The 19,936-nt window shown below is 57.0% G+C and carries 16 protein-coding genes and 2 pseudogenes; 12 read left to right on the top strand and 6 right to left on the bottom strand.

Going from position 1 to position 19,936, the window contains the following annotated elements; all coding sequences use genetic code 11:
- Positions 1 to 132 precede the first annotated feature (132 nt).
- The 4 genes and pseudogenes from CFR78_RS14830 to CFR78_RS14810 form a co-directional block, all read right to left on the bottom strand.
- Positions 133 to 588 (bottom strand): annotated as a pseudogene (locus tag CFR78_RS14830) (ParB/RepB/Spo0J family partition protein); the annotation flags it as partial.
- A gap of 466 nt (positions 589 to 1,054) precedes the next feature.
- A complete protein-coding gene (locus CFR78_RS14825; RefSeq protein WP_197713591.1) occupies positions 1,055 to 2,380 on the bottom strand; it encodes a helicase-related protein in 1,326 nt (441 codons plus the stop codon).
- A 113-nt stretch (positions 2,381 to 2,493) separates the two neighbouring features.
- Complete coding sequence (locus CFR78_RS14815; protein ID WP_034927478.1) at positions 2,494 to 3,081, bottom strand: recombinase family protein; 588 nt, start codon at positions 3,079 to 3,081, stop codon at positions 2,494 to 2,496.
- A 340-nt stretch (positions 3,082 to 3,421) separates the two neighbouring features.
- The gene (locus CFR78_RS14810; protein ID WP_034927530.1) at positions 3,422 to 3,991 is read right to left on the bottom strand and encodes a cytochrome b; all 570 of its coding nucleotides are present in this window, start codon (positions 3,989 to 3,991) and stop codon (positions 3,422 to 3,424) included.
- Between the two features lie 196 nt (positions 3,992 to 4,187).
- Here CFR78_RS14810 and CFR78_RS14805 point away from each other — a divergent pair, with 196 nt between their 5' ends.
- From CFR78_RS14805 to CFR78_RS14780, 6 genes are all read left to right on the top strand, one after another.
- Positions 4,188 to 4,883, top strand: a complete 696-nt coding sequence (locus CFR78_RS14805; RefSeq protein ID WP_034927481.1) for a VIT1/CCC1 transporter family protein — start codon at positions 4,188 to 4,190, stop codon at positions 4,881 to 4,883.
- A 77-nt stretch (positions 4,884 to 4,960) separates the two neighbouring features.
- The gene (locus tag CFR78_RS14800) at positions 4,961 to 5,314 is read left to right on the top strand and encodes an ArsR/SmtB family transcription factor (RefSeq protein WP_034927484.1); all 354 of its coding nucleotides are present in this window, start codon (positions 4,961 to 4,963) and stop codon (positions 5,312 to 5,314) included.
- Positions 5,311 to 5,733, top strand: coding sequence for an arsenate reductase (glutaredoxin) (arsC, locus tag CFR78_RS14795; RefSeq protein WP_034927487.1), 423 nt, complete (start codon positions 5,311 to 5,313; stop codon positions 5,731 to 5,733). The genes CFR78_RS14800 and arsC overlap by 4 nt, the downstream gene beginning before the upstream one ends.
- Positions 5,733 to 7,028: an arsenic transporter gene (locus tag CFR78_RS14790; RefSeq protein ID WP_034927490.1), complete on the top strand. Its 1,296-nt coding sequence runs from the start codon at positions 5,733 to 5,735 to the stop codon at positions 7,026 to 7,028. Before arsC ends, CFR78_RS14790 begins: the two co-directional genes overlap by 1 nt.
- Before the next feature lie 25 nt (positions 7,029 to 7,053).
- Complete coding sequence (arsH, locus tag CFR78_RS14785) at positions 7,054 to 7,752, top strand: arsenical resistance protein ArsH (protein ID WP_034927494.1); 699 nt, start codon at positions 7,054 to 7,056, stop codon at positions 7,750 to 7,752.
- An 8-nt stretch (positions 7,753 to 7,760) separates the two neighbouring features.
- The gene (locus CFR78_RS14780; RefSeq protein ID WP_034927498.1) at positions 7,761 to 8,840 is read left to right on the top strand and encodes an ArsO family NAD(P)H-dependent flavin-containing monooxygenase; all 1,080 of its coding nucleotides are present in this window, start codon (positions 7,761 to 7,763) and stop codon (positions 8,838 to 8,840) included.
- A 265-nt stretch (positions 8,841 to 9,105) separates the two neighbouring features.
- Here the strand turns inward: CFR78_RS14780 and CFR78_RS14775 are convergent, their stop codons facing one another.
- Positions 9,106 to 9,504, bottom strand: coding sequence for a MerR family transcriptional regulator (locus CFR78_RS14775; protein ID WP_003618791.1), 399 nt, complete (start codon positions 9,502 to 9,504; stop codon positions 9,106 to 9,108).
- Between the two features lie 73 nt (positions 9,505 to 9,577).
- Here CFR78_RS14775 and CFR78_RS14770 point away from each other — a divergent pair, with 73 nt between their 5' ends.
- Genes CFR78_RS14770 through CFR78_RS14755 form a run of 4 tightly spaced genes read left to right on the top strand, consistent with a single transcriptional unit; the run spans position 9,578 to position 15,828 of the window.
- Positions 9,578 to 10,228 (top strand): cation transporter, encoded by a 651-nt coding sequence (locus CFR78_RS14770; RefSeq protein ID WP_010516881.1) that lies wholly within the window; start codon positions 9,578 to 9,580, stop codon positions 10,226 to 10,228.
- Positions 10,221 to 11,663 carry a TolC family protein gene (locus tag CFR78_RS14765; protein ID WP_019088956.1) on the top strand — a complete coding sequence of 481 codons (1,443 nt, stop codon included), beginning with the start codon at positions 10,221 to 10,223 and terminating at the stop codon, positions 11,661 to 11,663. The genes CFR78_RS14770 and CFR78_RS14765 overlap by 8 nt, the downstream gene beginning before the upstream one ends.
- Positions 11,660 to 12,694, top strand: coding sequence for an efflux RND transporter periplasmic adaptor subunit (locus CFR78_RS14760; RefSeq protein WP_034932598.1), 1,035 nt, complete (start codon positions 11,660 to 11,662; stop codon positions 12,692 to 12,694). The genes CFR78_RS14765 and CFR78_RS14760 overlap by 4 nt, the downstream gene beginning before the upstream one ends.
- Entirely contained in the window at positions 12,694 to 15,828 is a 3,135-nt protein-coding gene (locus CFR78_RS14755; protein ID WP_034932600.1) for an efflux RND transporter permease subunit, read from the top strand. The genes CFR78_RS14760 and CFR78_RS14755 overlap by 1 nt, the downstream gene beginning before the upstream one ends.
- 455 nt (positions 15,829 to 16,283) lie before the next feature.
- On the opposite strand, the gene recD2 is transcribed toward CFR78_RS14755, so the two are convergent.
- Positions 16,284 to 18,470 carry an SF1B family DNA helicase RecD2 gene (gene recD2, locus CFR78_RS14745; protein WP_110581322.1) on the bottom strand — a complete coding sequence of 729 codons (2,187 nt, stop codon included), beginning with the start codon at positions 18,468 to 18,470 and terminating at the stop codon, positions 16,284 to 16,286.
- Positions 18,471 to 18,711: 241 nt separating this feature from the next.
- On the opposite strand from recD2, the gene CFR78_RS14740 reads away from it, so the two are divergent.
- Both CFR78_RS14740 and CFR78_RS14735 read left to right on the top strand, forming a co-directional pair.
- Entirely contained in the window at positions 18,712 to 18,900 is a 189-nt protein-coding gene (locus CFR78_RS14740) for a hypothetical protein (protein ID WP_070325067.1), read from the top strand.
- A 13-nt stretch (positions 18,901 to 18,913) separates the two neighbouring features.
- A pseudogene (locus CFR78_RS14735) lies at positions 18,914 to 19,781 on the top strand (recombinase family protein); the annotation flags it as partial.
- Positions 19,782 to 19,936 lie beyond the last annotated feature (155 nt).

Raw genomic sequence — 19,936 nt, 5'->3', positions numbered from 1 at the left:
CGACGCCATCTGGTCCGGGGTTAACCCCGGACCAGATGGCCAACAGCAACGCCGTCAGAAGGGCGGCATAACAACAACCGGGTATAGCTTATCAAGCCCACAAAACTGTCCGAACGGACGGGACCACCTCAGTGCGACGAAGAACGCGGCAGCGATTTCTTCCTCGGATATACCCTTCTCCAGCATGTCACGAAAGGCGCGAAACTGATCCAGCGGATGCAGGGCTACCCGCTGGACATTCTCGGCCAGGGAATCATCTTCGGCGAGAATGGCCGACCCTGCCTCGCGCACGACGCACGGCACGGGTGCCGTTTTCGCCAGTTTCTTCTGCTTCACCAGCAGTTCGAGCGCGCGAAAACGACGCCCACCGGCCGGCACTTCGTAGGTACCGGTCTCAACCCCGGCATCGTCAACGACTGGCCGGACATTCAGGCTCTGCAGCAATCCGCGGCGCTCGATATCGCGGGCCAGTTCCTCGATCGACAGGCCGGACTTCACACGCCGCACATTGGACTGGGACAGGACCAGCCGGTTGAACGGGATATCACGGGACGAACTGAGGCTGATTTTGGGAATAGCGGTCGCCATGGCGAAAAACTCCATGACGGGCGGACAGGAGACTCTCTCCCACCCTCTCAACCCGTCACGAAATTTCGCGCAGCCCTCTGACTCTAAAAGGCCCGGACGCACCCAAAATCCGCAGCCTTTTCCCGGCAGAAAACGACGGCAACGGGGGGGGAAGCGGAATGTCCGGTTGTGGCTTAGAAATTAAAACAGCGGACATTCATTCGGACTGACGTCGGTTTTCGATTGTTCTCAGTAAAAAATATGACCTTAGAAGGGGCAGAGAGAGACCCCCGCCGGGGTCTGGTGGCCTTTATTTATTTCCCAATCGATTGTTAATAAGAACAAAATAACCTTTAAAATCATACGCTATGATAGAAGACAGATTTCATATACCATTGCAGTATTAGAGGCTTTGACACGTACGATCACGACTGCACACGGTGAAACCAGCAACACTGGGCATCCATCATGATGTAATTATGGTGTCTCAACCTACCTGCTTAGAGATTTCGACGTAACCTACTAACTCTGCCGAATAACTTTTGTTGCCATTCGCATCCCCCCTATGTCTCAGCTCCCGTTGCAGGGTTGGCTCTACCATGTGAGTAAACAGATCGTTCCGCTGATCGGGCAGAAAGATAGGCGTCGTCGGGGATGCTTGTAGGTATGTTTCACAAAGACGCTCGACCGCTGGAACACGCGTCCCGTCTTGTTTGACGGCAATGGGCAGCATCATTACGCGGCGCTCGCCCTTATCGGAAGATACTTCAACCACCCATATAGACAACAGCACCGGCTCTTCTACGTCGCCGAACACGGCAATACCGACTTCCTCTGGCGCCAGGCCACGCCAGCGAGTCAATTCCTCCTGTACCAACGAATGATCCAAGCCCATCAGTTGCAGATTATCCTGATTGGTCGCAGCTTCGCGGCTCAGAGTAAATTGAATGCTAGGGGCGCCATCGACATTGACGAGGTCGTATGTCGCGTCGTTCACCTTGATCAGTTTCTGCTTACGATCCACGACCGCCGCCGACAGAAAATGAACCAGACGATCTAAGCTGGATGATACGTCAGAGAAAGGTTTGTAATCGTCAAGACTGAAACCATCCAGGTCTTGGAACAAGTCGAACACCACCTGCCGTGCCTCTCGGGAGTTCGATAGTGCAGCCTCTAATTCCACCTGTGTTCGCTTTAATTCGGGGTCGGAAAGCGCCTCCTGATACAGACGGTCGTAATTCAATCGTTCTGATAACTGACCAAGAATCTGCGCACGTAAGTCTTCGGCCACATTGCCATGCTCATCCACCTTACCGACGGTACGCGCGATCTCGATCAGTTTCTCGTCAAGCAATAGGAAGATGCGACCTTCGATAGTATCCGACAGCACCAAGTTGTAGACCTGCGCGGTATGGCTCTGGCCGTAACGATGGATGCGCCCGATGCGTTGCTCCATATCCATCGGATTCCACGGCAGGTCGAAATTGAACAAAACGCGTGCGAACTGCAGATTGATAGTTGCCCATGCGTTGAGCCATGATCTGGTCGAAGACGGATCCGTCACCGCGTGATAGAGCGCGGCCATCAAGTGCGATTTACCGAGGCCACGTTCGCCGATCACGACTACAGGCCGACCTTTATTAGGACCAACGGCCTCAATGCCTTTTAGCAAATCATGCGTGGGATAAGTAATTTCCAAAAACTGTTTGGCGGCAATTTGAGTCGCGCCGGTTTGCTGGTCGTTAGACAGCTCGATAGCTGTGCCTTTGAGGCGCTTGCCTCTAAATTCTTCTCTGAGCGTAAGACCGAGCATTACATCAAATTCCGTAGTTAGTTTTTATGAATGAACGGAATGCGGGTCGCACCCCTGCTATTGCTGTTTTGCCTACATTCGGCAGATCAAAATAATTCGTACATGTGGGGAATTTAAAAATCTGCATTACGCGATTTCTTCGGCAGCACAGCCCCTACGTGCTTGTACAAAGTAGTTCTCGAAATACCATACTGCCGCGCCACCGCCGCCACCTGAATCTCTGGGTCGCGCAAGAGAGCTTTAATCTCGCGCACCTGCTTCTCCCCCAACTTGGGTTTCCGACCACCTGAACGCCCTCTGGCACGTGCCGCAGCGAGCCCTGCGTGAGTGCGTTCACGGATCAGGCTACGCTCAAACTCCGCAAGGGCCGCGAAGACGTGAAAAACCAACTTGCCCGCCGCACTGTTCGTTTCGATTTTCTCGGTTAAGCTCTCGAAACCAATTCCCAAACATTCCAACTCGGCCACGATTTGCACAAGATCAGGCAAGCTACGCCCAAGTCGATCCAACCGCCACACCACCAGCGTATCACCGCTGCGCAGCGCCTTCCGGCATTGCTCCAGCTCCAAGCGCACAGCGTTCTTGCCAATCGCCGCCTCTTCATAGATGACACGGCAACCAGCCTGCTGAAGCGCATCACGCTGCAGGTCTAAATGCTGGTCCTCCGTGGAAACCCGCGCGTAGCCGATCCTCTGATTCATTGACACAACCGGGACGTTGAAAAACTGACGCCAATGTTAACGGAACAATTATGGTTGCGATAGCCCAATATGGGAATTTTCAGCATGTCTAGAAAACTACCGTTTAATGGACATTTCTTGGCTGTCCGCTATGCGGAAATCAAATCGCTATGTCGCATGTCCGCCATGTAGGCGGCTGCCGCCTGTTTGCTTCACTTTCCTTGAGCGGATAGGCAGTTTAGGGGGGGGGGGACAGCGGAACATCTGTTGTACAACGGAAGCCGAAAAAAGCTGACGTTGTTGGCAATCCAGCATCACGATGCTGCCCAATCATGAAAATCAGATAGGTTCCCGATCGCAATCACTGACTGAGTGAGGAACCCCGCGGCAGCATGCGTCCAAGCACTTTGTCTTTCAGGACAAACTGATGAAAAAGCGCCGCCGCGCCATGGCCTGTCGCAAGACCCATAATCAACCAGGCGTTCCAGTAATGTAGCGTCTGAAACCACGTCACGGTTTCCGCCGGGAACCGCGCGAACGGGGATGGAATCAGGAGGCCGAAAAAACTCATCGTCTGCCCGGCACCCCATCGCCAGAGATAGCCCAGCAAGATTTCCGCCAGAAGCAGCACATAGAGCGTGTACTCTGCTCCAAGGGCGAATACCCGGTCCACAGGCACGAGAAGGTCCGACAGATGCCGGCCTTTCGTCAGACGCCAGACAATGCGGAACACCATAATTGCGGTCAGCAGGATGCCGGCTGTCAGATGCGCGACCACCATCAGATGATGGACGGGTTTTGTTGGCCAGTTCCAGGTTTCGCCAAGAGCAAACTGAAGCAGCACCAGAAAGGCCGTCATCCAGTGAAAGATGATCGTCGGCCTGTCGTAACGCAGCAGGCTATCCGTGATGTCCGGCGTTGAATAAGGCATATACGTCTCGGCAAAAAAGAACCCTGAATCCACTTCCGTATCATGCTTACCTGACAGGATTCTGAACAGAACAGATTTTCCTAAAACATAAATAATATTGAAAATAACTCGCAATATCAGAATGAAATATCTGTTGTCGCGGCAAATGATGCATTTTAACCTTTATTTGTATTCACCAGAAGCAGCAGGTCATCTTATGTCGCGCCTCCATCCTTTGGCCGAACGTCATGCCGTCGAGAAACTGGGATGGCTGCGTGCGGCTGTTCTCGGCGCCAATGACGGAACGCTGTCGACCGGCAGCCTCATCGTCGGCGTTGCCAGTTCTCATGCGACACGCGGCAGCATTCTCATCGCGGGTTTGTCCGCACTTGTCGCAGGCGCCCTCTCCATGGCGGCGGGCGAGTATGTCTCGGTCAGTTCCCAGGCCGATTCTGAACACGCCGACATCGCCCGCGAGAAACAGGAACTGGTCACGGACTGGGAGGGCGAAGTCACCGAACTGGCCGGGATTTATCAGAAGAGAGGGCTGGATGAAGACCTCTCGCGCAAGGTCGCCGTTGCCCTCATGAAGCATGATGCGCTCGGTGCCCATGCAAGGGATGAACTGGGTTTGTCCGAGGCCACGGCGGCACGACCCATACAGGCGGCATTCGCCTCGGCAACCGCCTTTTCATCCGGAGCATTACTGCCCGTGCTGGCAGCTGTTCTGGCCCCCGTGGCGTGGGTATCCTGGGGCGTGTCCTTGACGTCCGTCGTGCTTCTCGCTGTTCTGGGGGTCGTTGGCGCGATTGCCGGCGGCGCAGCGCCTCTGCGCCCAGCACTGCGTGTGACGTTCTGGGGTATTGTGGCAATGATCGTCACGGGCGGGATCGGCCGCCTGTTCGGCGTGTGACGCCGCGTTCCAAGCTCTGAACGAGGCATGTCCTGGGTGGTCTTGACTTCATCCCATATATCCGTGATCGTCGATTTATGGATACAGAATCCGCACTCTCGGCCCTCAACGCCCTGTCCCAGTCCACGCGGCTGGAGATCTTCCGCCTGCTGGTGCGCCACGAACCGGACGGGCTGCCCGCCGGGGACGTCGCGCGGCACCTTGATGTCCCGCAGAACACGATCTCGGCCCATCTTGCCACCCTGACACGCGCGGGCCTGCTGACCTCGCAGCGCCACAGCCGGCTGATCGTCTATCGCGCCTGTCTTCCGAGCCTGCGGGGCCTGATGCTTTTCCTCGTCAGGGACTGCTGTGCGGGCAGCCCAGAACTCTGCGCGCCCCTGATCGCAAACCTGTCCTCCAGCTGTCCGTCCCCGGAATCCTGCCCATGACCGTCACCATCTACCACAATCCGGCCTGCGGCACGTCGCGCAACGTGCTGGCACTGATCCGCAATGCGGGAATCGCGCCCGCGATCATCGAATATCTGAAAACGCCACCCAGCCGTGCGGAACTGGTCGATCTGATCGCCCGTATGGGGGTTCCGGTGCGCACGGTCCTGCGGGAAAAGGGCACGCCCTTTCATGAACTCGGCCTCGATAATCCGGCCCTGAGCGATGATACGCTGATCGACGCCATGATCGCACACCCGATCCTGATCAACCGGCCCATCGTTGTCACACCGCTTGGCGTGAAACTCTGCCGTCCCTCCGAGGTGGTTCTGGACATTCTACCCACGCCACAGAAGGGTGCTTTCGCCAAGGAGGACGGCGAGAAGATCGTGGATGAGGCCGGGAAACGGATCGTCTGATGCTGGCCCTTGCCATTTTCATTGCAACACTGGTCTTCGTCATCTGGCAGCCACGGGGTCTGGGCATCGGCTGGAGTGCGATAGCCGGTGCCGCCGTGGCACTGGCGACCGGTGTCATCCACTGGCACGATATTCCTGTCGTGTGGCACATCGTCTGGGACGCGACCTTTACTTTTATCGCGTTGATCATCATCTCGCTGCTCCTGGATGGGGCCGGGTTCTTCCATTGGGCCGCCCTGCATGTCGTGCGCTGGGGCAAAGGGCGAGGCCGGACGCTGTTCCCGCTGATTGTGCTGCTGGGGGCGGCCATCGCGGCCGTGTTCGCCAATGATGGCGCGGCCCTGCTGCTGACACCGATCGTCATCGCCATCCTCACCCAGCTTCGCCTGAGCCCCGCCGCTTCGCTCGCCTTTATTATCGCGACCGGCTTTGTCGCGGATACAACCAGCTTGCCGCTGGTAATTTCCAATCTTGTGAACATCGTCAGCGCCAATTTCTTCGACATTCCCTTTGACCGCTACGCCGCGATCATGGTCCCCGTCGATCTGGCCGCCCTTGGCGCGACACTTGCCGTGCTGTGGCTCTGGTATCGGCGGCAGGTGCCCCAGACCTATCCCGTCGCCGAACTGCCAGCACCCGCCACCGCCATTCGTGACCGCCTTGTGTTTCGCGCGGCTTTTCCGCTGCTGGCCCTGGTGCTGGCGGCTTATTTCCTGACCGCGCCATTTCATATTCCGGTCTGTATCGTGGCTTGCCTGGCTGCCATTACCCTGCTGGCAGTTGCTGGATATGGAAGGGTCATTCCCATCCGTCGGGTGCTGCGCGACGCCCCGTGGCAGATCGTGATCTTCTCGCTGGGGATGTATCTGGTGGTCTACGGACTGCGCAATGCCGGGCTGACCGATCATCTGGCGGCGGCACTGGTCTGGCTTGGCCATCAGGGTCCGTTCACCGCCACGCTTGGCACCGGCTTTCTGGCGGCAGCCCTGTCGTCGGTTATGAACAACATGCCCAGCGTTCTGATCGGCGCGCTGGCGATCCAGCAGGCGCACGACATTACGCCTTTGACCCGCGATCTGATGGTTTACGCCAACGTCATTGGCTGTGACCTCGGGCCGAAATTCACGCCAATCGGCAGTCTCGCCACCCTGCTGTGGCTGCATGTGCTGGCATCCAAAAACCATCGGGTCACTTGGGGGCAATACATGACGGTGGGTCTGGTGATCACGCCACCCGTCCTGCTGGTCACACTTGCCGCACTGGCCTTGTGGCTGCCCCTGATCAGCCATCCCTGACAAGACCGAAGGATCTGACGGAACGATGTCCAAACCGGAAATGCCCGCCCTGCACCCGGAGTATCTCGAACAGGTCGATCTCGCACGATTGGAACCGCAACCACGGGTTGACCACCCACCACGCATCCTGCTGCTGTATGGCTCGCTGCGTCCTCGGTCCTTCAGCCGCCTGCTGGTGCTGGAGGCCGAACGCATCCTGAACGTACTGGGGGCCGAAACACGGGTGTTCGACCCAACCGGTCTTCCGATCGCGGATTCCGTACCGGCCACGCACCCGAAGGTGCAGGAACTGCGTGAACTCTCGATCTGGTCGGAAGGCCAGGTCTGGTGCAGCCCCGAACGCCACGGCAACATGACGGCAGTATTCAAGAACCAGATCGACTGGCTTCCCCTCACGGAAGGTTCGATCCGACCCACACAGGGCCGCACGCTGGCTGTCATGCAGGTCTCCGGCGGGTCACAGAGCTTCAATTCCGTCAACGCCCTGCGGGTGCTGGGCCGATGGATGCGGATGTTCACCATCCCTAACCAGTCCAGCGTGCCGATGGCCTACACCCAGTTCGGTGACGACGACCGAATGAAACCGTCTCCCCTTTATGACCGGATGGTGGACGTCATGGAGGAGTTGATGAAGTTCACTTGGCTGCTGCGGGACCGGGCCGACTACCTTGTCGATCGCTACAGCGAGCGCAGATCAGAACACCGCCTGCCTGAAAAGCTGTGAGCCGGGAAATGGCGGAACAGTTCGATGTTGTGATCGTGGGGGGTGGTCAGGCAGCACTCGCCGCCTCTTATTTCCTGCGCCGGGCCGGGCTGACCTATGTCATTCTGGACAACGGCGCACAGGCGGGAGGGGCGTGGGTGCATGGCTGGGACTCCCTGCATCTGTTCTCGCCGGCGTCCTACAGTTCGCTGCCCGGCTGGCCGATGCCAGACACACCGGATGGCAGCTATCCGACCCGTGACGAGGTGCTGGACTACCTGCGCCGGTACGAGGCGCGCTACACCCCGCCGATCCGCCGTCCTGTAACGGTCGGGCGCGTGGAACGGGCCGGTGGGAAATTCCTGAATATCCGCACAAACGCGGGCGATTTTCTGAGCCGCGCCGTCATCGGTGCGACCGGCACATGGTCGGCCCCGTTCATTCCTGATGTCGCGGGGCATGAATTCTTTGGCGGGACGCAGATCCATTCCGCGCACTATCAGATCCCCGCACCTTTTGCCGGTCGGCGCGTGCTCGTGGTCGGTGGCGGTAACTCCGGGGCGCAGATTCTGGCGGAAGTGTCACTGCTCGCGAACGCAACGTGGGTGACGCTGCAGGATCCGGTATTCCTGCCCGACGATGTGGATGGACGGGTTCTGTTCGAACGGGCGACCGCACGTGTCCTGGGCAACGCCGGCGCCATGCCGACAGGAGGCTTTGGCGATATCGTCATGGTGCCGCCCGTACGGGCCGCCCGGGAGCGCGGTGTCTTCCACGCGGTGCGCCCGTTCGTGCGCATGACGGCTACGGGCGTCGTCTGGCCCGGCGGACAGGAAGAAGCCATTGACGCGATCATCTGGTGTACAGGCTTCCGTCCCGCGCTCTCTGCATTTGCACCACTCGACGTGATCGAGCCGGACGGGCTGATCCACGTGAACGGGCAGCAGGCCATCAGGGAGCCACGCCTGTGGCTGCTGGGATATGGCTCTTGGTGCGGTCCCGCATCCGCAACCCTCCTGGGGGCGGGCCGTGTCGCGCGATCCATGATCCGGCAACTCACGGACTGGCTTGCATCACCGACACAGGATGTCCGCTTACCAAAACCTTGAGCGACTCTCTTTACGACCGACATGACGGCGACTGCCGCCTGTCTGCTCCTACATCACTGAGCAGACAGGCGGACTAGGGGGGGAAGCCGAATGTCTGCTTCAGAACTGGCCTGATCATAAACTGCCACCATGGGAGCACGTATAGTCCTTGAATTTTCCATGAGGATTTTTCAGATTCTGACACGTGAGGATGAGGCCGCATAACTATTTCGGGTAATCTTCCGTCAAATGCAGAATCGACTGGCTGCGAAAAAAGTCAGGAGAACTAATTATCAAACGGAGAAAGTGCTTCAATAATTCGGCATTCTGAAATATTACCTCCCCCGCATGATTCTATCATCGTAGAAAGTTCATGGCGCAATGCGATGAGATCCGCAATTTTGCGCTCAATTTCTGCCATATGGTCACGAGCAATTCTATCAACTGTCTTACAATCCTGGGTTCCCTGATCCGTTAGGGATAATAGAGCTCTTACCTGGTCTAATGAAAAACCCAGATCCCGAGATCGACGAATAAAAGACAGTCTCGCGAGTGCCTCATCATCATAAGTGCGATAATTGCCATCGGTCCGCTGTGGCGGAGCCAGAAGACCGATCCGTTCGTAATAGCGGATCGTCTCGACTTTGGTATTCGTCGCCTTCCCCAAGGCACCAATCGATCGCATTCCCTGCCTCTTGACCCTGTAGTTGCTACAGGGAGCATACATTAAAACAGATGATTCGTCAGGGAGGCGCTGGATGGCAGGAGGATGCTGTGGTGGATGCACAGATACGCCGCTACCAATCAATAAATCATGGCGGAGAGCGCTCCTGATCGCGCTTTTTCTCAATGCCAGCATGTTTGCCGTTGAAGCTGGGGCTGGCGTGTCGGTTGGATCTGCATCCGTACAGGCGGACGCGATTGATTTCCTTGGCGACAGCGCCAACTACGCAATAAGCCTCAGTGTTGCCGGAATGGCATTGCGATGGCGAGCTGGCGCGGCCTTTCTGAAAGGCCTGACCCTGTTCATGGCTGGGCTATGGGTAATGGCCAATGCTGGGTGGATAGTAATGAACAGCAACCATCCGCCTCACCCAGACGCAATGGGCGGCATTGGTCTGCTTGCCCTCGCGGTCAATCTGGCCTGTGCCCTCATATTATGGACACACCGGAAAGGTGATGCCAACCGCCGTTCTGTATGGATCTGCTCTCGTAATGATGCGATCGGAAATGTTGCCGTTGTGCTGGCAGCTCTGGGCGTGTTTGGCACTCGTTCTGCGTGGCCGGATATTGCGGTAGCTGCCATCCTTGCGATGCTTGGTATTAGTGGAGGTGTGCAGATTATGCGACAATCGAGAGTAGAACTAACAGATAACAAATCAGATATATCACGACATATCAATGTATAAATCATATAATACTCTAGAATATATTAAGCAGGTAAGGAGACGCACACGCTATAATGCGGCATTCATTCTCCTGATTTTTCCCCTGCTCTGTGGCTGTACAAATAGTGATCACTCAAATATTTCGCCGGAATCAGATGTCCAGAAATTTTCCAGCCGTCAATTTACGGATGCCGGATTGCAAGAATTCATTACAAAAGTTCTCGGACCAAACGTATCGAGTCAGGAAAACGCATGGGGCATCACTCGCCTGACGCTTGCTACCTTGTATTTTCATCCCGATATCCTTGTAGCTAAAGCTGAACTGGAAACGGCTCGCGCTGGAATCAAGACAGCCGGTCAACTGCCCAATCCCAGTTTCACGGTGCTGGGTGGCCCATCGGCTCATTACGTCGGCTACGGCGCGTCAATACTGATCGAATTTTTCGGCAGGCGTTATCACCGTATCAAAGAAGCCAGATATCGGGCTGCCGTCGCGCAATGGGAAGTCATCAATACTGCATGGAAACTACGCAGCGACACGCGGTCTGCTCTTCTCGGCGTCTGGGCTGTATCCGGGCGCCTCAAGCTTGTGGAAGAGACTGCGGCAGCTAAACGCGAACTCTTTACCCTGGAACAGGCACGTTTTGATCAGGGGCGAGCATCCGCTCTCGAAATATCGCAGGTACGGACGGAAATGATCCATGCCGAGTTGTCTGTCAGTGATCTGCGGCGCGAGTATGCCGTCCGTAAGGCAGCTCTGGCAGGAGCAATCGGGGTTCCTGCCGAAGCACTTGATTCCATTGCTCTTGATACAAAAGCATTTGATGTCTGTCCCGACCTCATGGAATACCGCGATTCACAGGACATGAGATACCAAGCCGTAATGCAACGCGCGGATCTGCGGGAACTTCTTGCGTCTTATGACGCCGCCCGACAGGCTCTACGGGTCGAAGTTTCCCGACGCTATCCCGATGTCACCATCAGTCCCGCCTATAACTGGGATATTTCAAATCGCTTTGAGGTAAATCCCTCTCTGCAAATTCCGATTTTCAATCAGAACGAAGGCCCCATAGCTGAAGCTGTTGGGCAGGAGCATGAGGCGGCGGCTCGTCTCCGGCGTGCAGAGAACACGGTGTTTAAGTCCATCTCGCAGGCTACGGCCAATTACCGCGGCACGACATCAATTCTGCTACAGGCGGATGAACTTGCCAAAACCGTACGGGTAAGGCTGAACCAGATGCAGCACCGCCTTCAGTCAGGCGCAATCGACCGACCAACGATGGTTATGACTCATATAGAGCAGATTCAAGCAGAGACCGCTCTTCTTGAAGCAGAAATTCAGCAACGGCAAGCCATAGGTCAGATCGAAGATGGCATGCAGCAGCCCATTTTTGATCACACCAGTGCCGCGCAGGTTTCCGGCCTGCTTGAAAATAACCAAAGGAACTCACCATGAAAGCGAGGGCCTTCTGGCTGCCTCTTGTAGGTCTTTCTGTCTTCCTAGTTCTAAACGTGGCGGACATTGCTATTGCAGATGATGATGATCCACCAGTTTCGGTTCTTGGCGAAGAGGCGACCGTGACGGTCTCCCCGGAAGCAGTTACGAAGAGTGGCATCGCTTCTGCACGACCCAGCATCGTGCCTTGGAGAAAGTTGGTTCCCGCCTATGGTTACGTTCTGAACGCAACACAACTTATCACTCTTGTTAGTGATTATGCTGACATGAAAGCGCGGCTGGAGAGCATGCAGGCACAGCAGACGCTTGCCCGTGCGAAACTCGATCGTGACAAAGGACTGTATCGCGACCGGCAGAATATCTCTCAGGAACAATTCCAGGAGACAACAGCCAGATTTCAGTCCAACTCAGCTATGGTAAAAGCAGAACAGGTCCGGGTGAATAACGCACTTAATATTATCAGACAGCAATTTGGTTCGGTCATATCTGACGCTACCGAAAAAAATACAATTTTCATTACACAGTTACTTCAACAACAAGTGGTCTTGGTCAAGGTGACCCTTCCACCAGATACGGATCTACCAACCCCACCAAGTCAGGCGGATGTGACCGATTATGGAAACACGGGTGGACACGGGACAATGCTCCACTATTTGTCTCCTGTAACCATGACCGATCCTGCTATTCAGGGGCGTAGCTTTTTCTATTTTGCGTCGGCTGAAAGTCAGCTTGTCGCGGGCATGAATGTTTCCGTTCTCCTGCCTACCGAAGAGGAACGTCCCGGTATCCGGATACCTGCATCAGCTATTATCTGGCTGCAAGGTAAGTCGTGGATATACCGTGATAACGGACACGGAAAATTTACACGCCTACCCCTTACGACCGACGTGCCGGACCGAGAAGGTGGCTACCTGATCCAAGATACTCCAGGACAAATCACACACGAAACGCAAATCGTCGTAGAGGGTACGCAATTACTTCTGTCTGAAGAATTCCGAGCTCAGCTTGAATCAGGAGACGATGACGACTGATGACGGGACGTTCTTTCAGCCTTCAGGCAGCTATTATCGGGTTTTCGATCCGCTTCCGGGGCGTGGTTATCGCAACCGCATGTCTGTTGTTCTTCTATGGCCTGTATGGCTTGAGACATGCCAGCTATGATGTGTTTCCGGAATTCATTCCGCCACGGGTCACGATCCAGACCGAAGCCGCTGGTTTTACGCCGGAACAGGTCGAAACATTGGTTAGTCGCCCAATGGAAATTGCCCTGACCGGCCTCCCGGGTATTCAGCGCGTGCAATCGACTTCGATTCAGGGACTGTCAGTCGTCAACGTCCTGTTTGCGACATCGACCGATATTTATCGCGCCCGGCAACTGGTCGGGGAACAAATGAATGTTGTTGCACAGCAATTGCCAGCCGGTGTTCATGCTCCGACTATGACGCCACTGACCTCATCCGCCGGTCTGGTACTGGTGATTGGTCTGACGTCGGAACAACAGTCCCTCATGCAGTTGCGCACGCTTACTGACTGGTCATTAAGGCCGCGTCTGCTGGCGTTGCCTGGTGTGGCTGGAGTCAGTGTGTTTGGCGGGGAGCGTCGGTCACTCCAGATACAGGTACATCCAGACCAACTCATCTTGCATCATATCGGACTTGATGACGTCCTTGCGGCTGCCCAGGAAGCAACTGGCATACAGGGGGCCGGCTTTATTGATACCCCGAACCAAAGAGTCGTTCTTCAGTCTGACGGTCAGGCCCTGACGCCAGAAAGTCTGGCCCGCACTGTGATTGTCCGCTCTGATAATGGTGCTGTCACACTGGGCAGTATTGCCACTGTAACTGAAGCCCCTATTCCCGCCTTCGGCGCGGCCAGTATCGAGGGAAAGACAGGCATTGTGGTTAATATATGGGAACAGTACGGTGCCAATACGATGGCTGTGACCCGGGAAATCGAGGCGGCACTTACCGATTTCCGCCCGCAATTGCAGGGACAGGGGATTACATTGCATGCTGACCTGTTCCGACCCGCCAATTTCATTACGACCGCATTGGGGAATGCCACACGAGCATTGCTTCTGGGCGGTTTTCTAGTGGTTGCCGTAATCTTTCTTTTCCTTTTTGACCTGCGAACCGCTGCAATCTGTTGCGCCACCATACCTTTGGCTATTCTGATAGCCCTGTCGTTGCTGGAGACACTCGGGGTTACTTTGAATGCCATGACCCTGGGGGGGCTTGCTATCGCCATCGGCGAGGTCGTGGATGACGCCGTGATCGGGGTCGAAAATGTTACACGCCGATTGCGTGAAAACCGGCTTCTGGTCCAGCCCGCATCTACAGCGCGCGTCGTACTCGATGCATGCGTTGAAGTCCGCAGTGCAGTGGTTTACGCGACCTTTGCTGTCATTATCGTTTTCTTGCCTGTCATCGCCCTTCCCGGACTTTCGGGACGACTGTTTGCTCCACTGGCAACAGCTTATGTTCTTGCGGTCATGGCTTCTCTTGCCGCTGCTGTAACCGTTGTACCTGCACTCTGCGCATGGCTCTTGGCGACGCCTGGAGAAACCCGGAGAGAGCCCCCCCTGGCAGGATGGACCGCCAGAGCTTATGAATGTCTTCTGGCCAGATTAATGCGCCATCCCCGATTTGTTATAGGCGGGATGATCCTGACCACCTTGATAGGGTTTGCGGCCCTTCCATTCCTTGAAAGCGATTTCATTCCTGATTTCAAGGAAGGTCACCTTATCATTCATATGACGGCTGCTCCGGGGACTTCCCTGGAACAGTCTCTGAAATTAGGTAGACAGGTTACAGAAAAACTTCGTCAGCTTCCCGAAATCCGTTCGGTTGCTCAGAGAGTCGGACGCGCCTCGCTGGATGAGGACACGTATGGACCACATACCAGCGAGTTTGAGGTTGATTTGAATCAGGTGGATGGGAAGGCTTCCCGACAGATTGATGCCCGCGTTCGCAAAGCGCTTGACGGGTTCGTTGGGGCCAGTTTTTCTGTCAGTAGTTTTTTGACGATGCGCGTAAACGAAACCCTTTCTGGTTCGTCTTCGGCTGTGGCAATCAATATTATTGGCGATGATCTGGATGTATTGGATATCCAGGCAAATAATATTGTCCGCATGTTGCATCAGATACATGGCGCAACAGATGTCCGGATAGAAGCACCCCCTGGTGTTCCGGAACTTGCTATTCGGCTACGCCCTGCTGATCTGGAGCGCTGGGGGCTTCGGTCGGCGGATGTACTCCGATCCATCCATACAGCCTGGCAGGGTGAAACCGTGGGGCAGATATACGAGCGTTCTGCGGCTTTTAATGTTATGGTTCGTCTTGATGACGCAAGTCGTAATGATGTTGCGTCTGTCGGCTTCCTGCCACTGCATACTGTTCACGGAAACTACGTACCACTCCGCGCTGTCGCAGACATATATGAGACGAACGGTCGCTATCAGGTGTCACATCTGGGAGCACAGAGAACACAGACTGTCACCGCAAATGTTACAGGACGATCAGCTCAATCTTTCGTTCAGGACGCACGCACGGCTATAGCAAAAAATATCAAACTGCCTCTTGGAACCTACGTTCAGTTTACATCCGCAGCGGAAGCTGAATCACAATCACGCAAGGAACTGTTTATAAATTCCGGGCTCGCTGCCATAGCGGTCATGATTCTGCTCTCAATAATCACACAAGGATGGCGCAATCTCGCTCTGATACTCGTCAATCTTCCCTTCGCATTTGTCGGCGGCATTCTGGCAATCATTGTTTCCGGCACAACGCTAACTCTTGGGGCAACAGTCGGCTTCGTTACTCTATTCGGGATTACGCTTCGGAATTCGGTGATGATGATTTCGCATTTTGAGACTTTGGTCGAGCGGGAACATCTCACATGGGGAGTAACAACAGCGCTCCGGGGGGCCAGAGACCGCGTCGTCCCCGTACTCATGACATCGCTCGTTACGGCGCTTGGACTGGCGCCTCTGGCTGTTGATATGAATGCGCCTGGGCGGGAAATCGAAGGACCTATGGCAGCTGTCATTCTTGGAGGGCTCATGACATCAATGATACTTAACCTGTTTGTTTTGCCTATTCTTGCTGTCAAATTTGGTAGTTTTTCTGAAAACGAAACGGGAGTTCCGGAAACCTTGTTCAAGTGACAGGTATGGGCCACTGCTGCACAGAACTCCTTGAAGATTATGTCCGATATGCCAATAGAACCCAGAATGAAAACTGCTTCCGTATCACGCTCGGCCACCATTCGGTCTGGCTCGACCTTCTGGTTGGGTTCGGAATTGCCTTCATGAATCTTGACGCTGTCCAGAAAATCTGGATTGCCGCCCGCACCGAACATCATCGTGTCAAGGCCGAAAACCGAAAGCATCGTTGCCCGATCCAAATGATTTATACTCCCTGCCCAGTGGCTTCGGGCGTGTCTTGCTACGGCCAACCTAAGCGCCTGTATTCTTGCTGGTTATTTCCCATAACGATCACCCCACTCTCGGCTCCAAGTGATAGCGGGGGACTGCGCGGACTATGTCCGTTATGCGAAAGGCGAGCCAACCCACTTTTATGTCCGACATGAGGCGGAAGCCGACATGGAGGCATCGCTCCGTCATGCAAAACTACCCGCAAGCCACTCCCTGAGCTTCGACCACCGTCGCCTGCCACCCTGATTGCGCACGGCGATAGCAAGCGCCTTCTTCTGGCCCACGAGCACGACGAGCTTCCGCCCCCGTGTGACGCCGGTGTAGAGCAGGTTCCGCGCCAGCATGGCGTAATGCTGCGTCACCAGCGGAATCACCACCGCCGGGTATTCCGAGCCCTGGCTCTTGTGGATGGTGGTGGCGTAGGCCAGCACCAGTTCGTCCAACTCGCCGAAGCCATAAACGACATCCCGTCCATCGAATGAGACCGTCAGTTCGCCCTCTTCCACATCGATCCTGCCGATAACGCCGAGGTCTCCATTGAAGACATCCCGGTCATAATCGTTGGCGATCTGCATCACCTTGTCGCCCGGACCATAGGTCCAGCCGAACCGCTCGACCTTCACCTCGTCCGGCGGGTTCAGCGCCTGCTGCAATTCGATATTCAGCGACCGCGCCCCAAGGCCACCCCGGTTCATCGGGCAAAGCACCTGCACGTCGCGAACAGGGTCCAGCCCGAACCGCGCCGGGATGCGATCCCTCACCACGGCCAGCAACTTGCGCAGCCCGACCTCGGGCTCGGCCGCCTCCACGAAGTAGAAATCCGATCCCTCTTCCGCGCTCAGTTCGGGCATCCTGCTCTCGTTGATCCGATGCGCATTGGTGATGATCCGGCTCTGTGCCGCCTGACGGAACACCTCGGTCAGCCGCACCACAGGCACGGCGTTGGAGCCGATGATGTCGGCCAGCACCTGCCCCGGCCCGACCGACGGCAACTGGTCCACATCGCCGACGATCAGCAACGCGGCGTTGTCAGGCAAGGCGCGCAGCAGGGATCGCATCAGCAGCACATCGACCATGCTGGCCTCGTCCACGACCAGCAGATCGCAGGTCAGCGGGTTGGTATCATCCCGCTTGAAGGTGCCACTGGCCGGATCCGTCTCCAGCAGTCGATGGATGGTCTTGCCTTCCAGTCCGGTGCTTTCCGACAGGCGCTTCGCCGCCCGACCGGTCGGGGCGCAGAGCTGCACGTCCGTGCCCTTGGCGGTCACGATCTTCAGGATGGCGTTGACCAGCGTGGTCTTGCCCACGCCAGGACCACCCGTGATCACCAGCACCTTGCTGTTCAGGGCAAGGCGCACCGCCTCCTGCTGGCTGGGCGCGAGCGCAAGCCCGGTCTTCCGTTCCACCCAGGTCATGGCCTTTCCAGCGTCGATCTCGGGCCAGGGCGGACGGCCGACGACACAGGCACGCAATCGCTCGGCGATGCTCTGCTCCGCGCGATAGAGACCCGCCAGGAAGATGCATCCCGTCTCGCCCACGCTGTCGGCAATAACGTCGCCCGCCTCCAGCTCCAACGTGAGAGCCGTCTCGATCAGGGGTGCCGCGACCTCCAGCAGTTCGGCGGTGCTGGTCAGCAACTCCCGGACCGGCAGGCCACAATGCCCCTCATCCATGGCCTCGCCAAGCGCGTAGGAGATCCCGGCCCGCACCCGGATCATGGCGTCGGCCGCAATCCCCATCTTCCGGGCAATCTGGTCGGCGGTCTTGAAGCCGATCCCCCGGATGTCCTTCGCGAGCCGGTAGGGGTTCTCGCTGATCAGTTGGACCGCGTCCTGCCCGTAGGTCTTGAAGATCCTTACCGCCCGCGAGGTGCCGACGCCGTTGCTGTGCAGAAACAGCATGATCTCGCGGATCACCTTCTGGTCCGCCCAGCCACCGACAATCCGTTCGGCCCGCTTGGGGCCGATGCCCGTCACCTCCCGCAGACGTCCAGGTTCCTGCTCGATCAGGTCGAACACCGCCTCGCCGAACGCTTTCACCAGCTTCTTCGCGTAGACCGGACCGATGCCCCGGATCATGCCGGAGCCAAGATAGCGCTCGATCCCCTCAACCGTGGTCGGCGGACTGGCTTTGAGAAACTCCGCCTTGAACTGCAACCCGTGGGTGTGATCATTGAACCAGCGCCCCGACATCTGCACGAACTCGCCTGCCGAGATCATGGCGGCATGGCCGACAACAGTGACCAGATCGCGCTGCCCCCGCACCTTCACCCGCAGGACGCAGAAGCCGTTCTCGGCGTTGTGGAACGTCACCCGCTCCACGAGGCCAGCCAGCGCTTCCGTGGGCGAAGAGTCGATGGCGCGCCCGCTCATCCGACCTGCCGGAAGAACGGCACTCCCGTATCGTTCATGACTCGCCCTCCCCTTCCGTGATGCCGCCGTAAGCCAGTATTTGTACGACGCGCCACTATCCGGGACTACCCATAACTACGATTCCGCACTCTGGAGCACGCGCATGCACGCCTTCTCGTATTACCGTTTTCCATTGAAATAACAGTCATCTGTCCGGATCGTGTGTCTGTTTTCCTTGCCTTACGGTCGGAAGAGAGCGACGATGACGGACAGACCCAGCCAGTCCATTGCCACGGCGTATCGGCCGCCCGAGCCCGAGTTGCGGCTCGTCCTGCGCCCCAATGCCCCCGACCCGCGTCTTGTGGCGCTGGTCCGCCTCATGGCCCGTCGTGCGGCACGGGACTGGTTCCGGTCGCAGCAACAGGAGCAGCGCCGCCGCTCCGGACCGTAAGGGATACCCCGTCATGAAGGTCGCGCTCTACGCCCGCTATTCCTCCGACAACCAGCGCGACGCCTCGATCGCCGACCAGCTTCGGGTCTGCCGCACCCACGCGGAGAAGCAGGGCTGGAGCATCGTCGAGGAGTATACCGACCACGCCATCTCGGGTGCCTCCCTGATGCGGCCCGGCATCCAGGCGCTGATCGCGGATGCACAGCGCGGACGGTTCCAGATCGTGCTGGCCGAAGCGATGGACCGTTTGTCCCGAGACCAGGAGGACATCGCCGGCGTCTTCAAGCGCATGAACTATGCTGGCGTGCGGATCGTCACTCTCTCCGAGGGCGAGGTGTCGCATCTGCATGTCGGCCTCAAGGGCACGATGAACGCCCTGTTTCTGAAAGACCTGGCCGAGAAGACGCATCGCGGCCTGCGAGGCCGGGTCGAACAGGGCAAGTCCGGCGGCGGCAATGCCTACGGCTATGACGTGGTGCGCAAGCTCGACGCCAACGGCGAGCCGATCCGGGGCGACCGCACCATCAATCCAGCGGAAGCCGACGTGGTCCGTCGCATCTTCCGCGACTTCGCAGCCGGACTGGGACCACGCGCGATCGCCTTCCGCCTCAATGACGAAGGTATCCCGGCACCGGGCAGTGGTGCGTGGGGCTTCTCGACCATCAACGGCAACCGGCTACGCGGCACCGGTATTCTCAACAACGAGATGTACGTGGGCAGGCTGGTGTGGAACCGCCAGCGCTTCATCAAGGATCCCGACACCGGCAAGCGTCAGCGCCAGCCGGGACACACGCGACACGTCATCGCCCGACCACTTCCGCGAGAAACGCCGCCCCCGTTACCTGTTCTCGGGCCTCAGCAAGTGCGGTTGCTGTGGTGGCTGTTGATTTTCACTGAGAACTGACCCGGGTAGGGCGGAAATTTTCATCGAGATTTGGGTTCTTCCGTACTTTTCGTGATGATGTTTTTTGATTATGCGGGCTGAAGGACACGCGCCCTGAGGAGTTCGAAGCCTGCTCTTCCGAACATGGTTCGC

Origin of the sequence: Komagataeibacter rhaeticus, from assembly GCF_003207855.1 — a bacterium.
Classification (GTDB): domain Bacteria; phylum Pseudomonadota; class Alphaproteobacteria; order Acetobacterales; family Acetobacteraceae; genus Komagataeibacter; species Komagataeibacter rhaeticus.
This window is presented reverse-complemented; position numbering and strand designations above follow the sequence as displayed.

Excerpts from the sequence above, each read along its gene's own strand:
- CFR78_RS14825 (WP_197713591.1), bottom strand. The coding sequence starts at position 2,380 with ATGCTCGGTCTTACGCTCAGAGAAGAATTTAGAGGCAAGCGCCTCAAA.
- CFR78_RS14815 (WP_034927478.1), bottom strand. The coding sequence starts at position 3,081 with ATGAATCAGAGGATCGGCTACGCGCGGGTTTCCACGGAGGACCAGCAT.
- CFR78_RS14810 (WP_034927530.1), bottom strand. The coding sequence starts at position 3,991 with ATGCCTTATTCAACGCCGGACATCACGGATAGCCTGCTGCGTTACGAC.
- CFR78_RS14805 (WP_034927481.1), top strand. The coding sequence starts at position 4,188 with ATGTCGCGCCTCCATCCTTTGGCCGAACGTCATGCCGTCGAGAAACTG.
- CFR78_RS14800 (WP_034927484.1), top strand. The coding sequence starts at position 4,961 with ATGGATACAGAATCCGCACTCTCGGCCCTCAACGCCCTGTCCCAGTCC.
- arsC (WP_034927487.1), top strand. The coding sequence starts at position 5,311 with ATGACCGTCACCATCTACCACAATCCGGCCTGCGGCACGTCGCGCAAC.
- CFR78_RS14790 (WP_034927490.1), top strand. The coding sequence starts at position 5,733 with ATGCTGGCCCTTGCCATTTTCATTGCAACACTGGTCTTCGTCATCTGG.
- arsH (WP_034927494.1), top strand. The coding sequence starts at position 7,054 with ATGTCCAAACCGGAAATGCCCGCCCTGCACCCGGAGTATCTCGAACAG.
- CFR78_RS14780 (WP_034927498.1), top strand. The coding sequence starts at position 7,761 with ATGGCGGAACAGTTCGATGTTGTGATCGTGGGGGGTGGTCAGGCAGCA.
- CFR78_RS14775 (WP_003618791.1), bottom strand. The coding sequence starts at position 9,504 with ATGCGATCGATTGGTGCCTTGGGGAAGGCGACGAATACCAAAGTCGAG.
- CFR78_RS14770 (WP_010516881.1), top strand. The coding sequence starts at position 9,578 with ATGGCAGGAGGATGCTGTGGTGGATGCACAGATACGCCGCTACCAATC.
- CFR78_RS14765 (WP_019088956.1), top strand. The coding sequence starts at position 10,221 with ATGTATAAATCATATAATACTCTAGAATATATTAAGCAGGTAAGGAGA.
- CFR78_RS14760 (WP_034932598.1), top strand. The coding sequence starts at position 11,660 with ATGAAAGCGAGGGCCTTCTGGCTGCCTCTTGTAGGTCTTTCTGTCTTC.
- CFR78_RS14755 (WP_034932600.1), top strand. The coding sequence starts at position 12,694 with ATGACGGGACGTTCTTTCAGCCTTCAGGCAGCTATTATCGGGTTTTCG.
- recD2 (WP_110581322.1), bottom strand. The coding sequence starts at position 18,470 with ATGAGCGGGCGCGCCATCGACTCTTCGCCCACGGAAGCGCTGGCTGGC.
- CFR78_RS14740 (WP_070325067.1), top strand. The coding sequence starts at position 18,712 with ATGACGGACAGACCCAGCCAGTCCATTGCCACGGCGTATCGGCCGCCC.